General features: G+C 73.1%; 16 protein-coding genes. 8 read left to right on the top strand and 8 right to left on the bottom strand.

Annotation, left to right across the window (positions count from 1 at the left end; all coding sequences use genetic code 11):
- The first annotated feature begins 21 nt into the window (after nucleotides 1-21).
- The 4 genes from ACU6P3_RS28490 to ACU6P3_RS28475 all read left to right on the top strand — a co-directional run bounded on the left by ACU6P3_RS28490 (nucleotide 22) and on the right by ACU6P3_RS28475 (nucleotide 4,113).
- Nucleotides 22-519 (top strand): NUDIX domain-containing protein, encoded by a 498-nt coding sequence (locus tag ACU6P3_RS28490; RefSeq protein ID WP_447194729.1) that lies wholly within the window; start codon nucleotides 22-24, stop codon nucleotides 517-519.
- An 85-nt stretch (nucleotides 520-604) separates the two neighbouring features.
- Nucleotides 605-1,957: a DNA polymerase III subunit beta family protein gene (locus ACU6P3_RS28485; protein ID WP_447194728.1), complete on the top strand. Its 1,353-nt coding sequence runs from the start codon at nucleotides 605-607 to the stop codon at nucleotides 1,955-1,957.
- A 1-nt stretch (nucleotide 1,958) separates the two neighbouring features.
- On the top strand, nucleotides 1,959-2,684 hold the full coding sequence (locus ACU6P3_RS28480) for a hypothetical protein (protein WP_344280000.1): 726 nt from the start codon (nucleotides 1,959-1,961) through the stop codon (nucleotides 2,682-2,684).
- 229 nt (nucleotides 2,685-2,913) lie between these two features.
- Nucleotides 2,914-4,113, top strand: coding sequence for a hypothetical protein (locus ACU6P3_RS28475; protein ID WP_447194727.1), 1,200 nt, complete (start codon nucleotides 2,914-2,916; stop codon nucleotides 4,111-4,113).
- Between the two features lie 35 nt (nucleotides 4,114-4,148).
- On the opposite strand, the gene ACU6P3_RS28470 is transcribed toward ACU6P3_RS28475, so the two are convergent.
- Together ACU6P3_RS28470 and ACU6P3_RS28465 are read right to left on the bottom strand one after the other, a co-directional pair.
- Nucleotides 4,149-4,712 (bottom strand): methylated-DNA--[protein]-cysteine S-methyltransferase, encoded by a 564-nt coding sequence (locus tag ACU6P3_RS28470; RefSeq protein WP_447194726.1) that lies wholly within the window; start codon nucleotides 4,710-4,712, stop codon nucleotides 4,149-4,151.
- A gap of 12 nt (nucleotides 4,713-4,724) precedes the next feature.
- Complete coding sequence (locus ACU6P3_RS28465) at nucleotides 4,725-6,278, bottom strand: AlkA N-terminal domain-containing protein (protein WP_447194725.1); 1,554 nt, start codon at nucleotides 6,276-6,278, stop codon at nucleotides 4,725-4,727.
- A 155-nt stretch (nucleotides 6,279-6,433) separates the two neighbouring features.
- Between ACU6P3_RS28465 and ACU6P3_RS28460 the strand changes: the two genes are divergently transcribed.
- Complete coding sequence (locus ACU6P3_RS28460; RefSeq protein ID WP_447194724.1) at nucleotides 6,434-8,656, top strand: NADP-dependent isocitrate dehydrogenase; 2,223 nt, start codon at nucleotides 6,434-6,436, stop codon at nucleotides 8,654-8,656.
- A gap of 260 nt (nucleotides 8,657-8,916) precedes the next feature.
- Here ACU6P3_RS28460 and ACU6P3_RS28455 read toward each other — a convergent pair whose 3' ends face one another.
- Nucleotides 8,917-9,603, bottom strand: a complete 687-nt coding sequence (locus ACU6P3_RS28455) for a DUF2848 domain-containing protein (RefSeq protein ID WP_199814080.1) — start codon at nucleotides 9,601-9,603, stop codon at nucleotides 8,917-8,919.
- 141 nt (nucleotides 9,604-9,744) lie between these two features.
- Here ACU6P3_RS28455 and ACU6P3_RS28450 point away from each other — a divergent pair, with 141 nt between their 5' ends.
- A complete protein-coding gene (locus tag ACU6P3_RS28450) occupies nucleotides 9,745-11,112 on the top strand; it encodes an MFS transporter (protein WP_447194723.1) in 1,368 nt (455 codons plus the stop codon).
- Nucleotides 11,113-11,268: 156 nt separating this feature from the next.
- A complete protein-coding gene (locus tag ACU6P3_RS28445) occupies nucleotides 11,269-12,108 on the top strand; it encodes a carbon-nitrogen hydrolase family protein (RefSeq protein WP_447194722.1) in 840 nt (279 codons plus the stop codon).
- A 426-nt stretch (nucleotides 12,109-12,534) separates the two neighbouring features.
- On the opposite strand, the gene ACU6P3_RS28440 is transcribed toward ACU6P3_RS28445, so the two are convergent.
- The 5 genes from ACU6P3_RS28440 to ACU6P3_RS28420 form a co-directional block, all read right to left on the bottom strand.
- Complete coding sequence (locus tag ACU6P3_RS28440; RefSeq protein WP_447198100.1) at nucleotides 12,535-13,161, bottom strand: GntR family transcriptional regulator; 627 nt, start codon at nucleotides 13,159-13,161, stop codon at nucleotides 12,535-12,537.
- A gap of 124 nt (nucleotides 13,162-13,285) precedes the next feature.
- Nucleotides 13,286-14,701, bottom strand: a complete 1,416-nt coding sequence (locus tag ACU6P3_RS28435) for a phytoene desaturase family protein (protein ID WP_447194721.1) — start codon at nucleotides 14,699-14,701, stop codon at nucleotides 13,286-13,288.
- A 184-nt stretch (nucleotides 14,702-14,885) separates the two neighbouring features.
- The gene (locus tag ACU6P3_RS28430; protein WP_447194720.1) at nucleotides 14,886-15,749 is read right to left on the bottom strand and encodes an inositol monophosphatase family protein; all 864 of its coding nucleotides are present in this window, start codon (nucleotides 15,747-15,749) and stop codon (nucleotides 14,886-14,888) included.
- 72 nt (nucleotides 15,750-15,821) lie between these two features.
- Entirely contained in the window at nucleotides 15,822-17,633 is a 1,812-nt protein-coding gene (locus tag ACU6P3_RS28425) for a gamma-glutamyltransferase family protein (protein WP_447194719.1), read from the bottom strand.
- 179 nt (nucleotides 17,634-17,812) lie between these two features.
- The gene (locus ACU6P3_RS28420; protein WP_447194718.1) at nucleotides 17,813-18,442 is read right to left on the bottom strand and encodes a TetR/AcrR family transcriptional regulator; all 630 of its coding nucleotides are present in this window, start codon (nucleotides 18,440-18,442) and stop codon (nucleotides 17,813-17,815) included.
- A gap of 234 nt (nucleotides 18,443-18,676) precedes the next feature.
- Between ACU6P3_RS28420 and ACU6P3_RS28415 the strand changes: the two genes are divergently transcribed.
- Entirely contained in the window at nucleotides 18,677-19,882 is a 1,206-nt protein-coding gene (locus ACU6P3_RS28415) for a cytochrome P450 (protein WP_447194717.1), read from the top strand.
- Nucleotides 19,883-19,921 lie beyond the last annotated feature (39 nt).

Genomic DNA, 19,921 nt, shown 5'->3' with positions numbered 1-19,921 from the left:
GAGGGGCAGTAGGCTGCCCGTGTGACGGACACGGACACCGACTACGCCGCTTACATCGCCGGCCTCCCCCGCATCCTGGCCGGCGCCGCCATGCTGTGCCGGGACGCCGAAGGCCGGGTACTGGCCGTGGAGCCCAACTACCGCGAGGGCTGGGCCCTGCCCGGCGGGACCATCGAGTCCGACGCCGGCGAGACCCCGCGCCAGGGCGCCCGCCGGGAGACGCTGGAGGAGATCGGCCTGGACATCGAGCCGGGGCGGCTGCTCACCGTCGACTGGGTGCAGAGCGACGCCCGGCCCCCGGTCGCGGCGTATCTGTACGACGGCGGGGTGCTGACCGCCGAACAGCTCGCGGCGATCCGGGTCCAGGAGGAGGAGCTGCTGTCGTGGCAGCTGTTGGAGCGCGAGCAGATTCCCACGTTCCTGCTCGGATCGCTGGGGCCCCGCGTGCTGGCGGCACTCGAGGCGCTGGCGGACGGTACCGGCGCGGTGGAGCTGGTGAACGGCCGGCGGACGCGATAGGAGCCCGTCGGCCGGGGCGCGCGGGCTTTGCGGCGGAGAGCGAACAGTTGACCTTCAGGTTCCTCGAACGCCCACAATCACCGCCATGGACGGCATCACGACGAGCAACACCCAGGGCCTGACCAAACTGCTGAGCATCAGCGCCTTCGCCCGGCGCGTCGGCCTCGCGCCGAGCGCGCTGCGCTTCTACGACGACTGCCGCGTCCTCGAACCCGCGCGGGTGGACGAGGCGACCGGCTACCGCTACTACAACCCCGACCAGGAGATCCGCGCCAGGATGCTGCGGAGCCTGCGGGAGGCGGGCATGCCGCTCGCCGATGTCACGGTCGTCCTCGACGGTGACGCGGAGGAGGCCCGTGCGGTGCTGGAGCGGCACCGCGGAACCGTACGGGACAGGTCGCGGACGGCGGACGCCACGATCGCGGCGGCGCTGCGGTCCCTCACCGGGGCGGCCACGGCCGATGGCGCGGAGGAGCCGCCGACCCGGGTACGTATCGGCGGCGCGGAGCTGGCGAGTGCCGTGCGGCAGGTCGTGCCGGCCGTCGCCCGGGACCCGGAACTCCCCGTTCTCGGCTGTGTCCTGGTCGAGATCGACGCCGACGAGGTACGGCTGGTGGCAACCGACCGCTACCGGCTGTCCGTCCGGGTCCTCAGACCGGTGACGACGGTGGCGGGCCCGCCCAGGAAACTGCTGGTGGAGGCGGCGGCCCTGACGGAGACCGGCACGTGGGCGGCGCGGCACGCGGCGGTCACGATCGAGGCGGGCCCGGACGGGGCCAGGATCCATGGCGCCCAGACCCCGGCGGCAGGGGCGGGGAGCCAGTCGGCGGCCTGGGCCCATGGCGGGCTCGAAGCCATGGTGGAGGACGATGTGCGGGCCGACGCGCGGGCGGCTGACGGTTCCGGTGTCGCCGCCGATGACGGGTCAGGCCACGGGTCGCGAGAACTGCCCCTGCGCGCCGATGAGTTCCCGGCCTACCGGGAGATGCTGGCCGCCCTGTCCCCGGCCCGGCACCGGCTGCTCGTGGACCGTACGGCCCTGCTCGACGCGGTCGAGGCACTCTGGGACGCGCGGGCCGTCGAGATCCGGCTCGCGGAAGACAAGGCGACGGTTTCCCGGGCCGACGGCCCGGACGGCGCTGACGGCAGCGACGACTCCAGCGACTCGGGTGGCTCCAGCGGCTCCGGTGACTCGGACGGCTCCGTGGGCTCCGTGGGCTCCGGCACGGTGACCCTGCCCGCCGTGTGCCTGGGCGCCCCGGCCCTCCGTATCCACTTCGACCCGTCCGTCCTGGCCCCGGCCCTCGACGCGGGCGTCGGCCCCGACGTGCTGCTGGAGATCGCCTCCGCCGTCGAACCTGTCGTGGTGCGCTCGGCGGACCAGGGCAGTTTCACCACGCTGGTGATGCCCGTGGGCCCGGCCGACGAGGAGTCCTGACGTGACGTCGGAGGAATCGGTCCGGGAGACGGGCCGGGAGACGGGCGAGGGAACGGGCGTGGAGACGACGACGATGGACCCCGGGAACGCCGTCGTACAGCTGTGCGCGCGGGGCATGGCCGCCGAGGCAGGCGGACGAACGGAGGAGGCCCGCGGGCTGTTCCTGACCGCGTGGGAGGCCGCCACCGACGACTACGAGGCGTGCGTGGCCGCGCACTACCTGGCGCGTCATCAGCGGACGCCGCGGGAGACCCTGCACTGGAACCGGGAGTGCCTGACCCGTGCCGACCGGGTCGGGGACGAACGCGTGCGCCCCTTCTACGCCTCGCTCCACGGCGCCATGGGCCGGGCCCATCTGGACCTCGGAGACGTCGAAGAGGCCCGAACCCATTTCGCGTCGGCGGCCCGGCACCTCTCGGACGTGCCTCCCGGGCAGTACCGGGACTGGGTACGGCTATCCGTCGCGCGGGGCCTGCGGGCCGTCGGCGGCGGGGACGGCGGGGACGGCACCGAAGCCGACCCCGTGCACGTCCTGCTGGTGCGCCTGTGCGCGCGGGCCGACCTCGACGCGCTGAGCCTGCTGCTCCCCGTCTGGGCGGGGAGCCTCGGCACGGCCGAGGACGAGGAGGCGGTCACGACGGCGCTGCGCATGCTCCACGCGGAGCGCCGACTGCCCGACGCCGAGCAGGCCGCCCTGAGCGAGGCGATCGGAGCGCGAAGCGCTTGACCTGATGTCCTACGGCGGCGCCCCGCAAGGGCCCGCGCGCCAGAACGTGCGCGTCCCGTCAAACCGTGCGCGTCTCTCCGGCGTTTCACCGACCCCCGGCCTTCAACTCTCCGTCCCCCTGGGCAATCTGACGTCCCTGCGGCACAATGCGCCCCGTTCATGCCGTGTTGGTCCCCTGTGCACACCTGTCCGGCACCATCCTGAAACTCCCCAGGATCTCGGAGGAAACATGCGAACGCATGCCCGCGGCCGGTCGGCGGCCCTGTTCACGTCCGTTGTCATGATGTCCGCCGCCGTCGTGGGCGTGGGGCCGGCCGGGGCCGTGGACAAGGACAGCGGCCGGACGGACCGGCCCCTCCCGCCGGCCTCGGCGCCGCTCACCCTGCCCACGGCCGTCGACGGCGGTTCCTGGAAGTCCGGCCATCTCCAGGGGACGGCCGTCGACCGCCGCAAGGGCCACATGTACTTCTCCTTCACCAATCTCCTGGTGAAGACGGACATGAGCGGCAAGCCCATCGGCTCGGTCACGGGCTTCACCGGTCACCTCGGGGACCTGGACTTCAACAAGGGCGACGGCCGGGTGTACGGCTCCCTCGAGTACAAGGCGGCGAAGGCGTTCTACATCGCGGTCTTCGACGCGGACCGCATCACGAGGATGGACATGGACGCCCAGTCCACCGGCGTGGTCTCCACGGTTCACCTCAAGGAGGTCGTGGCGGACTACACCGCCGACATGGACGGTGACGGGGACTTCGACGGCGACACCGCCGACACCGCCGACCACCGCTACGGGTGCAGCGGCATCGACGGCGTGGCGTTCGGCCCGTCCTTCGACCGCGCGGGCGGCGAGAAACTGACGGTGGCCTACGGGGTGTACGCCAACACCGGCCGCGAGGACAACGACAACCAGGTGCTGCTCCAGTACGACATCAGCGCGTGGAAGACGTACGAGAAGCCGCTGACCGAGAGCGCCCCGCACACCAGCGGCCCCGCGGCTCCCGACGGCAAGTACTTCGCGTACACCGGCAACACCACCTACGGCGTGCAGAATCTGGAGTACGACGCGAAGAGCGGCGACTGGCTGATGGCCGCGTACAAGGGGACGAAGACCACGTTCCCCAACTACTCCCTCTTCGTCGTCGACGGGTCGAAGCGGCCGGTCCTGGGCCCCGTGCGCGGGCAGCGGCCGTCGGAACTCGGACAGAACCTGTCGCTCCGCGCCGCCGGACTGCACGACGCCGCGAGCGGTGTCCACGGCTACCGCGCGGCCGGGCAGTACGGACTGGTCTCGCTGGACGACGGCCGTTTCTACGTCGCCACGAGCGGCACGACGGGGTCCGGCGAGAACACCCGGCAGACCGGCCGGGCGGTGCTGCACCGCTGGACGGGCGGGACCCCGGACCCGTTCACGCCGGAGCGGCGGCGCTGACGGGGCGTCCGCTCGATCCTCGGCGAGGCGTGCGGTCAGAAGAGCGTCGCGGTGTCCGGCGCGGCGACGGGTGTCCGGCGGGCCGCCGGAGTCCGCGCCGTCGCCGGACCGGCCGCCGCGCCCTCGAACGCCAGCAGCCGCCGCTTGCGGTCGAGCCCGCCCCCGTACCCCGTCAGACTCCCGGTGGAGCCGATCACCCGGTGGCACGGCACCACGATCCCGATGGGGTTCCTGCCGTTGGCCAGGCCGACCGCCCGCGAGGCGCCCGGCTTGCCGAGGGCCTCGGCCAGTTCGCCGTAACTGCGCGTCTCGCCGTACGGGATCGCGCGCAACTGCTCCCAGACGCCGCGCTGGAAGTCGGTGCCGGTCAGCCGCAGGGGCAGGTCGAACCGGGTCAGTTCGCCCGCGAAGTACGCGTCGAGCTGGCGCAGCGCCTCCGTGAACGGCCGGGGGTCCGGCTCGCCGAATGTCTCCTGCGGCGGCCGGTGCCGCTGCCCGGCCATGTACAGGCCGCTCAGGGCGGAGTCGGTCGCGACGAGCGTCAGCGGACCGTACGGGCTGTCGGCCACGGTGTGCACGACGTGAGGGGTGGGGGACATGGCGGAACGTCCTTACGCGGGAAGGCGGTTGACGGGGTGGTCGGAGGTGGCCCACAAGTACTGGACGGCGTAGGCGCGCCAGGGCCGCCAGTCCGCCGCGCGGGCGGTGAGCGCCGCCGGGGTGGCCGGCAGGCCCAGCTCCCGCGCCGCCCGCCGCGTCCCGAGGTCGGTCGGCAGGAAGGCGTCGGGGTCGGCGAGCGCGCGCATCGCGATCACCTCCACGGTCCACGGGCCGAATCCGGGCAGCGCCGCGAGCTGGGCCCTGGCCCGGTCCCAGTCGCTGTCGGGGCCGAGCCGGAGGGTGCCGTCGGCGAGCGCGGCGGTCAGCGTGGTCAGGGTGGTGCGCCGGCTGCGCGGGAAGGCCAGCGTCTCCGGGTCGAGCGCGGCCAGCGCCTCGGACGTGGGGAAGAGATGGGTGAGTCCGCCCTCGGGGTCGTGGACGGGCACGCCGTGCGCGGTGACCAGCCGGGCCGCGTGGGTGCGGGCGGCGGCGGTGGACACCTGCTGGCCGAGCACGGCCCGTACGGCGAACTCCGCGGCGTCGACGGTACGCGGCACGCGCCGCCCGGGGGCCTTGTCGACCAGGGGTGCCAGCAGCGGGTCGACGCGCAGCCGCTCGTCCACGGCGACCGGGTCGGCGTCCAGGTCCAGCAGCCGGCGGCAGCCGCTGATGGCGACCGTGAGGTCCCGCAGGTCCGTGAGGGAGAGCCGGCAGGCGATGTGGTCGGGGCGGGGGCCGAGCGCGACGATGCCGTGCCCGTACGGGAGGGACAGCGTGCGACGGTACGCGCCGTCCCGCCACTCCTCGACGCCGGGGACGGCGGTCGCGGCGAGGTGCCCGAAGAGGTTGTCGGGGGTGAGGGGCGCGCGGAAGGGCAGGCGCAGGGAGATCACCCCGGGAGCCGAGCGGTCGGCCGGCCGGTCGGTGGAGCGGTCCGCGGACGGGGCGGCCGAGCGGTCCGCGGACGGGGCCGCCGAGGCATCGGCCCGGCGCCGCCGCCCGTCGGCGCTCCGGGCCCGCAGCTCGCTCGGTGACAGCGCGAAGACCTCCCGGACGGTGTCGTTGAACGTCCGGATCGAGGAGAAGCCCGCGGCGAAGGCGATCTCGGCCATGGGCAGCCCGGTGGTCTCGATGAGCAGGCGCGCGGTCTGGGCCCGCTGGGCGCGGGCCAGGGCGAGCGGGCCCGCGCCCAGCTCGGCGAGCAGCTGCCGTTCGATCTGGCGCGCGGAGTAGCCGAGCCGCCCGGCGAGCCCGTGCACGCCCTCGCGGTCGACCACGCCGTCCTGGATGAGCCGTATCGCGCGGGCGACGGAGTCGGCCCGCGCGTTCCACTCCGGGGAGCCGGGGCTGGTGTCGGGCCGGCAGCGCTTGCAGGCCCGGAACCCGGCCTGCTGGCAGGCGGCCGCGCTGGGGTAGAACCGCATGTTCCGGGCCTTGGGCGGGACCACCGGGCAGCTCGGCCTGCAGTAGATCCGGGTGGTCAGGACGGCCGTGAAGAACCATCCGTCGAAGCGGGCGTCCTTGGACCGGACGGCCCGCAGACACCGCTCGTGGTCGGTATGCATGGCTCCAGCATCGTGCACCGGGAGCGGTCCGGCTGGCGAGAAAACGACATCAGCCTCGGCTCCCCGTCCAGGGGCGGCAGGGCCCTTTCGGGAAGGGGGCACCGGGGAGATATCTTGATGTCGAGCAATGTTGCAGACGTGGAGCGGAGCACCCGGTGACTGACTCGACCATCATCTATACGCACACCGACGAGGCCCCGGCCCTGGCGACGTATTCGTTCCTGCCCGTGATCGAGGCGTACGCCTCGACCGCCGGTGTCGCCGTGGAGAGCCGGGACATCTCGCTGGCCGGGCGGATCATCGCCGGCTTCCCCGAGTACCTCGAGGAGGGCCAGCGGATCGACGACGCCCTCGCGGAACTGGGCGAGCTGGCCAGGACGCCCGGTGCGAACATCATCAAGCTGCCGAACATCTCGGCGTCGATCCCGCAGCTCAAGGCCGCCATCACCGAGCTCCAGGCGCAGGGCTACGCGCTGCCGGACTACCCGGACGACCCGCGGACCGACGAGGAGAAGGACGTCCGCGCGCGGTACGACAAGGTCAAGGGCAGCGCGGTCAACCCGGTGCTGCGCGAGGGCAACTCCGACCGCCGCGCCCCCGCCTCGGTGAAGAACTACGCCAAGGCGCACCCGCACCGGATGGGCGCCTGGTCGGCCGACTCGAAGACGAACGTCGCGCACATGGACGCCGACGACTTCCGCTCCAGTGAGAAGTCCGCGGTCATCGCCGAGGAGGGCTCGCTCCGCATCGAGCTGGCCGGTGACGACGGCACCACCACCGTCCTGCGCGAGTCGGTGCCGGTGCTGGCGGGCGAGGTCGTCGACGCGTCCGTGCTGCGGGTGGCGGTGCTGCGCGAGTTCCTCAAGGCGCAGATCGCCCGCGCCAAGGCCGAGGGCGTGCTGTTCTCGGTGCACCTGAAGGCGACGATGATGAAGGTCTCCGACCCGATCATCTTCGGCCATGTCGTACGGGCGTTCTTCCCGAAGACGTTCGCGGCGTACGGCGAGGCCCTGGCCGCGGCCGGCCTGACCCCGAACGACGGGCTCGGCGGCATCTTCAAGGGCCTGGAGTCGCTGCCCGACGGCGCGAAGATCAAGGAGTCCTTCGACGCCGAGCTCGCCGAGGGCCCTGAGCTGGCGATGGTCGACTCCGACCGCGGCATCACCAACCTGCACGTGCCGAGCGATGTCATCGTGGACGCCTCGATGCCGGCCATGATCCGTACCGCCGGCCACATGTGGGGCCCGGACGGCCAGGAGGCCGACACCCTCGCCGTGATCCCGGACAGCAGCTACGCCGGGATCTACCAGGTCGTGATCGACGACTGCCGCGCCAACGGCGCCTTCGACCCGGCGACGATGGGCTCGGTGCCCAACGTCGGCCTGATGGCACAGAAGGCCGAGGAGTACGGCAGCCACGACAAGACCTTCGAGATCCCCACCACCGGCACGGTGCGGGTGGTCGACGCCAAGGGCGAGGCCGTCCTCGAGCACACCGTGAGCGCGGGCGACATCTGGCGCATGTGCCAGACCAAGGACCTGCCGATCAAGGACTGGGTGAAGCTGGCCGTCACGCGCGCCCGCGCGACCGGCGACCCGGCGGTGTTCTGGCTGGACGAGGGGCGCGCGCACGACGCGAAGCTGATCGAGAAGGTCAAGGCGTACCTGCCCGAGCACGACACCGAGGGCCTGCGGATCGAGATCATGTCGCCGGTCGACGCGATCGCCTTCTCCCTGGAGCGCATCCGCCGGGGCGAGAACACGATCTCCGTCACCGGCAACGTGCTGCGTGACTACCTGACGGACCTGTTCCCGATCCTGGAGCTGGGCACCAGCGCGAAGATGCTGTCCGTCGTACCGCTCATGAACGGCGGCGGGCTGTTCGAGACGGGTGCCGGCGGGTCCGCGCCCAAGCATGTCCAGCAGCTGGTGAAGGAGAACTACCTGCGCTGGGACAGCTTGGGCGAGTTCCTGGCCCTGGCGGTCAGCTTCGAGCACCTGGCGCAGACCACCGGCAACGCCCGCGCCCAGGTGCTGGCCGACACGCTGGACCGCGCGACCGCCACGTTCCTGGACCAGGACAAGTCTCCGAGCCGCCGCGTGGGTGGCATCGACAACCGTGGCAGCCACTTCTACCTGGCCCTGTACTGGGCGCAGGAGCTGGCGAAGCAGACCGACGACGCGCGGCTCGCCGAGGCGTTCGCCGGGCTGGCCAAGACGCTGACCGAGCAGGAGGGGACGATCATCGAGGAGCTGCTCGCGGTGCAGGGCTCGCCGGTCGAGATCGGCGGCTACTACCACCCGGACCCGGCGAAGGCGTCGGACGTGATGCGTCCGTCGGCGACACTGAACCAGGCGCTGGCCGCGCTCGCCGGCTGACCCGCCGGGTCGCGGCCGTCGCGGCAGGTCGCCGTAGGCCGCGGCGACAGGACCGGCTGCCCCGCTCGGGCGCTTGCGAGTGGGACAGCCGGTCCCCCGGGGCGCCCGGCGGCCCCCGGGCGCCCCGGCCTTGACCGCACCCGCACCCGCACCCGCACCCGCACCCGCACCCGCACCCGCACCCGCACCAACCGAACCGCCCCGACCGGAGTCACACCGGTCAGGGCGGTTCCGTACGTCCGGGACGAGCCCGAGGCCGCTCAGCCGATGGGCTCCGGCATCCGCACCACGTCGTAGGCGAGAGCGATGGTGTCGCCCGTGGCCGGATCGCCCAGCTCGACGCGCCAGCGGTCGGCGAACTGGTCCACGCCCTCGGCCATCGGGATGGTGCCGGAGATCAGGACCGTGCCCGGCAGCAGATCGCCGCGCTCGCGCAGCACCTCGGCCCAGTAGGCGGGGGTCAGCAGCTCGGCCAGGGTGCCGTCCTGGATGAGGGTCTCCCGGCCCTCGTGGCCCACCCACGCCTTGAGCGTGAGCGCGTCGAGCCGGTCCTGCACGTCGCCGAGGCGCCAGGCGCGGCGGGCCAGGACGTCGGGGCTCGCGTTCTTGCTCCACGCCACCCCGTGCACCTCCAGCTCGCGGTCGGTGTGGTCACAGGCGGCCGTCAGCAGCAGTTCGCCGTCCCCGTCGACCACCAGGGCCCACTCGGCCTCGCCCGAGGTCCGGCCGTGCTGGACGCTGACCCTCTCGGTGTGCTGCGCGAGGTAGGGCGAGACGGGGTAGAGGGCGGGGGTCACGGACGGCGCGGGCACGCCCAGCTCGGCCAGCTCCGCCACGTGCGCGGCGACATCGGCCTGGCTGCGGCCGGCGTAGCCGGCGTTGAGCACCTGGACGACATCGACGTCCCTGGTGGTTCCGTCGGGCAGTTCGAAGGTCAGCAGCGCCACGGGGTCTCTCCACATCGGTCGCGGTATCAAGGAGGTTAACTTTGCGCGGAAGGGTTGCGCATACGACCTGTATACAAGAAGTATGCCGAAAGGTCGATCGTGCAGACTCGATCGTGTGCCCTCAACCGGAGGTCGGAAGTCGTGAACCACACCACCCCGCGCACGGACCAGGCCCCGCCCGGGGCCTCCGCTGTCCGCCGCGCCTTCTTCGCCAGCCTCACCGGGACCGCATTGGAGTGGTACGACTTCGCGATCTACTCCGCCGCCGCCGCGCTGGTCTTCGGCAAGGTCTTCTTCCCCGCCGAGGACCCCGCCACCGGCACACTGCTCGCGTTCTCGACGTACGCGGTCGGCTACGTCTCCCGGCCGCTGGGCGGGTTCGTCTTCGGCCGGCTCGGGGACAAGATCGGCCGCAAGAAGGTCCTCATCGCCACCCTGGTCCTGATCGGGGCCGCGACGCTGCTCATCGGCCTGCTCCCGTCGTACGCCACGATGGGCGTGACCGCGCCCGTCATCCTCGTCCTGCTGCGCTTCGCGCAGGGCGTCGGCGTCGGCGGCGAGTGGGGCGGCGCGGTCCTGCTGTCGAGCGAGTTCGGCGATCCGCGCAAGCGCGGCTTCTACGCGTCCGCCGCGCAGGTCGGTCCGCCCGCCGGCAACCTGATGGCCAACGGCGTGCTGGCGGCGCTCGGCGCGCTGCTGACGGAGAGCCAGTTCGAGTCCTGGGGCTGGCGCGTGGCCTTCCTGCTCTCCGGTGTGCTGGTCGTCTTCGGTCTGTGGATCCGCACCAAGCTGGAGGAGACCCCCGTCTTCCAGGCCATGGAGGCGAGCAGGACCCGCCCCGAGGCCCCGATCCGGGAGGTGCTGACCACCCAGCCGCGCAGGCTGATCGCCGCGATCCTGAGCCGGGTCGCGCCGGACGTGCTGTACGCGCTCTTCACCGTCTTCGTCCTGACCTACGCGACCGGCGAGCTGGGCATGTCCCGGGGCTCGGCCCTGGCCGCCGTCCTCATCGGCTCCTCGCTCCAGGTGTTCCTGATCCCGCTGGCCGGAGCCCTCTCCGACCGGGTCAACCGGCGTCTGCTGTACGGCTGTTCCGCCGTGGCGGCCGGGGTGTGGCCGTTCGTGTTCTTCCCCATGGTGAACGGCGGGAGCTGGCCCCTCCTCGCGCTCGGTGTCGTGGTGGCACTGGCGATCCACTCACTGATGTACGGGCCGCAGGCGGCCTTCATCGCCGAGCAGTTCTCCCCGCGGCTGCGGTACACCGGCTCCTCGCTCGCGTACACCCTGGCCGGGGTGATCGGCGGAGCCGTGGCGCCGCTGCTGTTCACGGCCCTGCTGGACGCGTACGACAGCTGGCTCCCGCTGGCCCTCTACATCGCGGTGACGGCCGTGGTCACGGTCCTCGGGCTGTGCCTGGGCCGGGACGCGGCACCCGCCGGTGAGGAGGACGAGGAGGAGGAAGCGTCGGGCCACCGGGCCGAGGCGCCGCACCCGTCCCGGGCGGGCTGAGCCCGGCCGAGTCCCACTGGTCCGGCTGGGTCCGGCCGACCCCGGTCGAGCCCGGCCGGGCGATGTCCGGGGCCGCCCGGCCCCGACCCCCGTACCCGCCGTACGGGCACCACCGCACCTCGCGTCCGCACCCGCCCCGTACGAGAGAGGAACCCCATGCGCATCGCGCTGAGCCAGCTCACCACAGGCCCCCGCCCCGAGGAGAACCTGGAGCTGGTCGCCGAACAGACCCGGCGCGCCGCCGCGGCCGGCGCCCGCGTCGTCGTCTTTCCCGAGGCCACGATGGCCTGGTTCGGGACGTCCCTGGCGCCCGTGGCCGAGCCCCTCGACGGCCCCTGGGCCACGGCGGTCCGCCGGATCGCCGAGGAGAGCGGCCTGGTCGTGGTCGCGGGCATGTTCACCCCCGCACCGGACGGGAAGGTGACCAACACCCTGCTGGCCACGGGCCCCGGAGTGGAGGCGTCCTACGACAAGATCCATCTGTACGACGCCTTCGGATTCGCCGAGTCGAACACCGTCGCACCCGGCTCCCGGGTCGTCACCATCGATGTGGACGGCCTCCGGCTCGGCCTCGCCACCTGCTACGACGTCCGCTTCCCCGAGCTCTTCCGGGCGCACGCCGACGCCGGCGCCGTCGCGTCCCTGCTCCCGGCGTCCTGGGGCGCGGGCCCCGGCAAGCGCGAGCAGTGGGAGCTGCTGACCCGGGCCCGGGCGCTGGACGCCACCGTCTGGCTGGCCGCCGTGGGTCAGGCCGACCCGGCGGCGTCGGGCATCGCCGTGCCCTCGAAGGCACCCACCGGGATCGGCCACAGCGAGCTCATCGGCCCCGACGGCACGGTACGGGAGCGGCTCGACGAGGGCCCCGGGCTGCTGCTCGGCGAGATCGACGCGGACGAGGTCGCCTCGGTCCGCCGGGCGGTGCCGGTGCTGGCCAACCGCCGGCCGGCCGTCATCGAGGGAACGGCCCGCGCGGAACCGGCGGAGCGGCACGGCTGACGGACCGGCCGGCGGGGTCGTGAGGGTCGGCCGGCCCCCCTGGTCCCGCCCTGCCCGGGCGACCCGGCCGCGGGCCTCGGCCCGGCCGGGGCAGCCGATCCCGGCGGCCGGGCCGGGGGCGGCCGGCCGTGCGGCCGTCTCCGTCGCGCTCGCCCGCTCGGTCCCACGCTCGTCGGAGCGGTGCGCCGGGCCGCCGGGCCGCCCGCCGATCAGGAACCCGACGGGCCGTCTGGTACGCCGCCGGGGCCACCGGATCCGTCTGCCGTCCGCGCGGGAACCGCCCCGGCCCGCCCCCGGGATCCGCGCACGACACGGGAGCGCGCGCCCCGGACACCGGCGGGCGCGCCCCGGACACCGGCGGGCGCGTCCCGGCGGCACGGGACCAGACCACGCGCCCTGCTCGGACGCTCATAGTGAAAGGACTGCTCAGCCCGCCAGCAGCACCTTGAGCGTGGAATCCAGATGGCCGTCGATCGCGGCGCACGCCGCCGCCGCGTCGCCCGCGGCGATCGCGGCCAGGATCGCCCGGTGCTCGGTGAGCACGGCCTCCTGCCGGCCCCGCTGGTTGTACAGCGCCACCACCCCGGCACGGATCTGCCGGCTGCGCAGCCCGTCGTAATGCTTGCTGAGCAGCGCGTTCCCCACCGCCGAGACCATCGTCGCGTGGAAGAGGTGGTCCACGGCGATGAACTCCTTGGCGTGCTCGGGCCCGCTGAGCACACGCTGACGCTCCAGCAGTTCGGTCAGCTCGGCCACGGGAGCTTGGCCGCCCGGGACCAACTGCTCGGCCGCGTACCGCTCGACGATGCCGCGCAGCTCCATCAGCTCGGTGATCTCCCGCCCCGACAGGGGGACGATCTGCGCCCCGCGCTTGGGAACGAGCCGTACCAGATCTTCCGCGGCGAGCAGCAGCAGCGCCTCGCGGATGGGGGTGCGGGAGACCCCGATACGGTCCGCGATCTCCTGCTCGGAGAGGAAACCGCCCTGTAGATCGGGGTCGGTGAGGACGTTCTCCTTGAGGAACGCGTACGCCTTCTCCCGGCCCGACGTCACGACTGCCCCCACGATTGCATGCAATGAGTATACAGGCGGTGCACGGCCAAGCGGCCGAGGCCGAACGAGGCCGGGACGGCGCGCTGCCGTGCCGTTCCCGCCCCACACCCCTCGGACGGCCGGCTCAGCTCGCGCGGAGCCGTCGCCAGACCGCCTTCGCCGCGTTGTGGCCCGACATGCCGTGCACGCCGGGGCCCGGCGGGGTCGCGGAGGAGCAGAGGAAGACGGCCGGGTGGGGCGTGGTGTACGGGGACAGGGACAGCTTGGAGCGGACCAGGAGCTGGAGGCCGGAGGCCGCGCCGCAGGCGATGTCCCCGCCCACGTAGTTGGCGTTGCGCTCGGCGAGTTGGGGCGGGCCGGCCGTGGCGCGGGCCAGCACCCGGTCGCGGAACCCGGGCGCGAAGCGCTCGATCTGGCGCTCGACCGAGTCCGTGAAGTCGCCCCGCCAGCCGTGCGGAACGTGGCCGTACGCCCAGAAGACCTGCCGGTCGCCGGGGGCGCGGGAAGGGTCGGCCAGGCTGGGCTGGGCGGTGATCAGGAACGGTGGCGTGGGCGTACGGCCCGCCGTGACCGCGCGCAGCGCCGTGCCGATGTCGCGGCTGGTGGGGCCGATCTGGACCGTACCGGCCCGGCGCGGCGCCTCGGCCGTCCAGGGCACGGGCCCGTCCAGGGCGTAGTCGATCTTGAAGACGGCGGCGCCGTAGCGGTAGCCGTCGTAGGCCCTGCCCAGGCCGGCGATCCGGGCGAGCGCGGTCGGCGCGGTGTCGAAGACGTACGCCCGGGCGGGCGGCAGGTCGTCCAGGCGCTTGACCTCGAACCCGGTGTGGACCGTGCCGCCCAGGTCGCGCAGGTAGGCGGCGAGCGCGTCGGAGATCGACTGCGAGCCGCCGCGCGCCGCCGGCCAGCCGACCGCGTGCGCGGCGAGCGCGAAGATCAGCCCGACCGCGCCGGTGGCGAAGCCCCCCAAGGGGGCGATGACATGCGCGACGAGCCCGGCGAACAGGGCCTTCGCCTTCTCCTCGCGGAAGCGCGACGAGAGCCAGGTCGAGGGCGGCAGCCCGGCCAGTCCGAACCGGGCGAGGGTGACCGGGTCGCGGGGCAGCGCGGTCAGCGGCAGGGACATGAAGTCCCGGGCGAGGGTGTCCCACTTGCCGAGGAACGGGGCGACGAGCCGCCGGTACGCCCCCGCGTCACGCGGCCCGAAGGACGCGGCCGTCTCGCCGACCGACCGGGCGAGCACGGCGGCCGTGCCGTCGTCGAAGGGGTGCGCCATCGGCAGCTCGGGGTGCACCCAGTCCAGTCCGTAGCGGGCGAGGGGCATGGTCGAGAAGACGGGCGAACCGGCGCCGAGCGGATGCACCGCGGAACACGGGTCGTGCCGGAAACCGGGCAGCGTCAGCTCCTCGGTCCTGGCGCCCCCGCCCACGGTCTCCTTGGCCTCGAACACCGCCACGGAGAGGCCGCGCCTGGCCAGCTCCACCGCGGCCGTCAGCCCGTTCGGTCCCGCCCCCACGACGACGGCATCGAGCATCGACGTCACCTCCGGACTCCTTTGTCAGCCGAGGGGACACAGGATATTCCCGGGTACCGACAGCCCGGCCGTCGGTACACCTCGGCCCGCGCCGTCGCCACGCCCTGGCCCCGCCCGGCCCGACCGCCGTCGCCCCGGCCGTGCGCCCGTTCCGCCCGCTCAGGCGCCCCGCCCGCTCAGGCGCCCCGCCCGCTCAGGCGCCTCCGGCGCGCAGGCAGTCCCGGACGCGCTTCGCCGTCGCCTCGTCCCTGGCCGCGGTGAACGGGAGCACGTTGTCGCCCGCGATGCGGTACGGCTCGCCCGTGAGCGTCGTCTGCGTGCCGCCCGCCTCCGTCACCAGCAACAGCCCGGCGGCGTGGTCCCACGCCAGCTCCCAGTTGAAGGCGACCGCGTCGAGCCGTCCGCGCGCCACCCCGAGGTACTCGAGCCCCGCCGCGCCGCAGGAGCGGGGCGCGAAGCCCTCGGTGCGCAGACCGAGCAGGGCCCGCTTCTGCGCGTCGGAGGTGTAGTCGGGGTGCGACATGGCGACTTCGAGGACCGCGCCGGGCTCGGGGTTCCCGGAACGCAGCGGAGCGCCGTTGAGCCGGGCGCCCCGGCCGCGCACCGCGACGGCCATCTCGTCCAGGGCCGGCGCGTACGTCCAGGAGGCCAGCAGCTCACCGCCCTGGGCGAGGGCGACGAGCGTGCAGAAGCCCGGTTCGCCGCGGACGAACTGGCGGGTGCCGTCGACCGGGTCCACGATCCACACGGGCGCGTCGCCGCGCAGCGCGCCGTACGCCCCCGGATCCGCGTGCACCGCCTCCTCGCCCACCACCAGGGAGCCCGGCAGCAGCGCGGTGAGGGCGGCGGTGAGGTGCTCCTCCGCGCGCCGGTCGGCGACGGTCACCAGGTCGTGCGGGCCGCTCTTCTCGATGATCTCGTGCGCGGCGAGCTGCCGGTGGCGCGGCATGATCTCGGCGGCGGCGGCCGCGCGGACCGCTTCCTCGACATCACAGACGCGGGGGCCGTGGGCCGCACCTGGCAGCGGTATCGTTCCGTACACAGAGTCATCGATCATGTCCCCCAGCCAATCATGGTGATGTGCGGAACGGGACGCCGGGCGGGGATCGCTGATCCGGCCCGGGCCGGATCAGCGTCCGACCGCGTAGCCCTGCATCCCCCTCGGATTCGCGGCGGCCGACAGGACGCCGGTCCCGGGATCGCGTGCCACCGCGCAGAGCCGCCCCTCCGACCAGGGTTCGCCGACGGTCACCTCATGGCCGCGCCGGCGCAGCTCCGCGACGACGTCTCCGGGCATCCGGGCCTCGACGGTCACGCTGCCCGGCCGCATGCCACGGGGGTAGAAGGAGCCGGGGAAGGACTCGTTGTGCCAGTTGGGCGCGTCGATGGCGCCCTGGAGGTCGAGGCCGCCGCGGACGGCCGGGCGCAGGGCGACGGACAGGAAGAAATGCAGCTGCCACTGGTCCTGCTGGTCGCCGCCCGGGGTACCGAACGCCATTACCGGAACGCCGTCGCGCAGCGCCAGGGACGGGGTGAGCGTGGTCCGGGGCCGACGGCCCGGGGTGAGGGAGTTCGGCAGGCCGGGGTCCAGCCAGGCCATCTGGAGCCGCGTACCGAGCGGGAAGCCCAGCTCAGGCACCACCGGGTTCGACTGGAGCCAGCCACCGCTGGGCGTGGCGGCGATCATGTTGCCCCAGCGGTCGACGATGTCGAGGTGGCAGGTGTCGCCCCGGGTGGCGCCGTCCCGGGCGACGGTCGGCTCGCCGACGCCGGCCGCCGGTCCTCCGGGCGCGTCGAGGCCGGGCACGCCGGTGGCGACGGCGCGCGCGTGGGCGCTGAGGAGCGGGGTACGGCCGTCGGGGCTGCCGGGGCGCAGCTCGTAGGAGGCCCGCTCCCCGACGAGCGCGCGGCGCTCCGCGTTGTACGGCTCCGAGAGCAGCGTCGCCAGCGGTGTCCCGGCGGCGTCCCCGTACCACGCCTCCCGGTCCGCCATGGCGAGCTTGCAGCCCTCGATCAGCAGGTGGACGTAGTCGGCGGAGCCGTACGCGGGCAGGTCCGCGGCGCGTGACGGCAGCAGGGCGAGCTGCTGGAGGAAGGCCGGGCCCTGGCTCCAGGCGCCGGCCTTGCACACGGTCCAGCCGTCCCATTCGTACCGGGCGGGCTCCTCGTACGCGGCCGACCAGCCGGCCAGGTCGGCGGCGGTGAGCGTGCCGGTGTGGCGCCGCCCGCTGGTGTCCATGGTGGGGCGGGCGGACTGGCGCAGCAGCGCCTCGGCTATGAAGCCCTCGCGCCAGACCGCGCGCGCGGCTTCGATCCGGGCCACCCGGTCGTCCCCCGCCGCCTCGGCCTCGGCCAGCAGCCGGCGCCAGGTCGCCGCGAGGGCGGGGTTGCGGAACAGTTCGCCGGGCGCCGGGGGTTCGCCGCCGGGCAGGTAGACGTCGGCGGAGGAGGTCCACTCCGTCTCGAAGAGTTCACGGACGGTCTCCACGGTCTGCCCGACGCGCTCGACGGCCGGGTGGCCGCCCTCGGCGTAGCCGATGGCGTACCGCAGCACCTGGGCCGGTGTGCGGGTGCCGTGGTCGCGGAGCAGCACCATCCAGGCGTCGAAGGCGCCCGGCACGGCGGCGGCCAGCGGGCCGGTGCCGGGGACGAGTTCGAGGCCGAGCGAGCGGTAGTGCTCGATGGTGGCGCCGGCGGGGGCGGGCCCCTGGCCGCACAGCACTCGGACCTCGCCCCCGGCGGGCGCGAGGATGATCGGCACCTCGCCGGCGGGGCCGTTGAGATGGGGTTCGACGACGTGCAGGACGAAGCCGGCGGCGACCGCCGCGTCGTAGGCGTTGCCGCCGTCCTCCAGGACGGCCATCGCGGTCTGTGAAGCGAGCCAGTGGGTGGAGGACACCATGCCGAAGGTGCCCTGGAGGGTGGGGCGGGTGGTGAACACAGGGACTCTCACCTCGCTGTTTACGTGTTCGGCCCGGATGACGGGCACTCAGGATCGGTCCTTGGGAGAATCCGGGGGAGTTTACGCCAGGCGGGTTCACCACGGTCCCCGGCCGAGCTGTGCGGGGGCGTGCGATCACAGGGCTTGTCGCGGACTCCCCGCGGGCGGCCCCCTCCGCGTCAGACCGGCCAGTTCCTCGACCGTGATGACGGCCGTAGCGGAACGGGGTCGGGAAGAGGGGTCGCCGCCGCCGGTGACATGCCGTCGAGGATGAGGGAGAGGTAGCGGCGCCAGCCTTCGCTGGCCGGGTCCATGGTCCACAGCAGACTGAAGAGCATGGCCATGATTCTGGGCAGGTCGTCCGGTACGAGGTCGGCGCGGATGCGTCCGGCCTCCTGGGCACGCCGGGCGAGCAGGGTCAGCGAGGTGTAGTACGGGCCGATCGCGTCCGAGATGACGGCGTCGGCCCTTCTCGCGGCGGCCAGAGTGTTGTGCTCGCGGGCGGCCAGCGACATGGCGGCGTCGATGACGGAGGTGAGGGCGCGTAGCGGGTCGTCATCGAGGAGCGCCTGTTCGATGGCGGGAGCGATGTACTCGGCGATGCCCTGCTCCAGGGCGGCCTTCGCGAGGACGGCCTTGTTGGGAAAACGCCGGTAGAGCGTTCTGCTGCCGACCCCTGCGTGTTGGGCGATCTCGTCCAACTGCGCGTCGGGCCCGCTCTCTGCGAAGACTTTGCGGGCGGAGCGCAGGATTCGCTCGGCGTTGCGGGCCGCGTCGGTCCGCAGGAGTCGCTCGGGATCGGTGGCCACGAGAACAGAGTAACAAAGAGGCGGTTGACTGCCACTTGCATCAGGTGCACCATGGAACTGGCGGTCAGCTGCCACTTTCTGCCGTACGTCTGTTCGCGGTGATCCGGTGAGTGGCGAACGCCGAGCGCGGTGCGCGGTCCACGACGCGCGTAGTGCCTCTGCGTTCTTCCAAGTCACGACGGCTCGCTCACCAGTACCTCGGCGCCTTTCCCCCACGACGCTCCAGGAGGTCCCATGTCCACCATGACCGACACCGATGACGCCATCGGTCTTCCCGAGTTCCCCGCTGACCGAGACGCACGCTGCCCTCTGGCCCCCGCCCCCGAGTACCGGGAGTGGCGTGAGATGGATGGTCTGCGCCGGGTGAACTTCAGGGGCCACGCCGCCTGGGCCGTGAGCCGGTACGAGGACGTGACGGCCGCGATGACGGATCCGCGGATCAGCGCAGAGGTCCCGATACAGCAGATCAGCATGGGCCCCGGCGCCCAGATGTTTCCCCGGATGGACGACCCCGAACACGCTCGGTTGCGCCGCATGCTGACCAAGGACTTCACGGTCAAGCGGGTACAGGCCATGCGCCCGCGGATCGAGGAGATGGCGAACGAGTTCATCGACACCATGGTGGCCTCCGGCAGCCCCGCCGATCTGGTCCAGGCGTACGCGCTGCCCATTCCCTCCCTGGTGATCTCCATGCTGTTGGGGGTGCCCTACGACGACCACGCCTTCTTCCAGGACATCACCTCCGTCCTGATGAGCCGCACCGCCACGGAGGAGGAGAGGCAGAAGGCCAGAGGGTCGCTCTTCGTCTATCTGCTCGACCTCATCGGGAAGAAGGAACGCGAACCGGACGACGCCCTGATCAGCCGCGTCGCGCACGAGCACCTCCAGGAAGGGCAGCTGAGCCGCGAGACCTTGGCGGTGAACGGCTTCATCCTCCTCAACGCCGGGCACGAGACCACCGCGAACATGATCGCGCTGGGCACCCTCACGCTGCTGGAGAACCCGGACGCGCTCGCGCGGATCCGCGACACGGACGACCCGAAGGTGGTCTCGGCCGCGGTGGAGGAGCTCCTGCGTCACCTCACGATCGTGCACAGCCTGGTCACCCGAGTGGCCAAGGAGGACGTCGAGATCGGTGGGCAGCTCGTCCGCGCCGGTGACCTCCTGGTCATGAACCTCTCGGCAGCCAACTGGGATCCCGGCTTCGTCAGCGACCCCGACCGCCTCGACATCGAGCGCGACGCCCGCGGACACGTGGCCTTCGGACACGGCGTGCACCAGTGCCTCGGACAGGTCCTGGCCCGTGCCGAACTCGAGATCGCCCTGCCCGTGCTCCTGCGCCGGCTGCCCGGCCTGCGGCTCGCGGTGCCGCCGGAGGAGATCAGGTTCCGCAACGACATGAGCGTCTACGGCGTCCACTCGCTGCCGATCGCCTGGTGACAGACGTCGGGCGCCCTGCGCACGAGGACCACGGTCACC

It is taken from the genome of Streptomyces hebeiensis (genome assembly GCF_052983195.1).
Note: the sequence above shows the minus strand (reverse complement) of the source record. Positions and strands in the feature narration are given on the sequence as shown.

What these genes read in the sequence shown, in the direction of transcription:
- ACU6P3_RS28485 (WP_447194728.1), top strand. Translation starts at nt 605, where the DNA reads ATGGACGGCATCACGACGAGCAACACCCAGGGCCTGACCAAACTGCTG.
- ACU6P3_RS28475 (WP_447194727.1), top strand. Translation starts at nt 2,914, where the DNA reads ATGCGAACGCATGCCCGCGGCCGGTCGGCGGCCCTGTTCACGTCCGTT.
- ACU6P3_RS28470 (WP_447194726.1), bottom strand. Translation starts at nt 4,712, where the DNA reads ATGTCCCCCACCCCTCACGTCGTGCACACCGTGGCCGACAGCCCGTAC.
- ACU6P3_RS28465 (WP_447194725.1), bottom strand. Translation starts at nt 6,278, where the DNA reads ATGCATACCGACCACGAGCGGTGTCTGCGGGCCGTCCGGTCCAAGGAC.
- ACU6P3_RS28445 (WP_447194722.1), top strand. Translation starts at nt 11,269, where the DNA reads ATGCGCATCGCGCTGAGCCAGCTCACCACAGGCCCCCGCCCCGAGGAG.
- ACU6P3_RS28430 (WP_447194720.1), bottom strand. Translation starts at nt 15,749, where the DNA reads ATGATCGATGACTCTGTGTACGGAACGATACCGCTGCCAGGTGCGGCC.
- ACU6P3_RS28415 (WP_447194717.1), top strand. Translation starts at nt 18,677, where the DNA reads ATGTCCACCATGACCGACACCGATGACGCCATCGGTCTTCCCGAGTTC.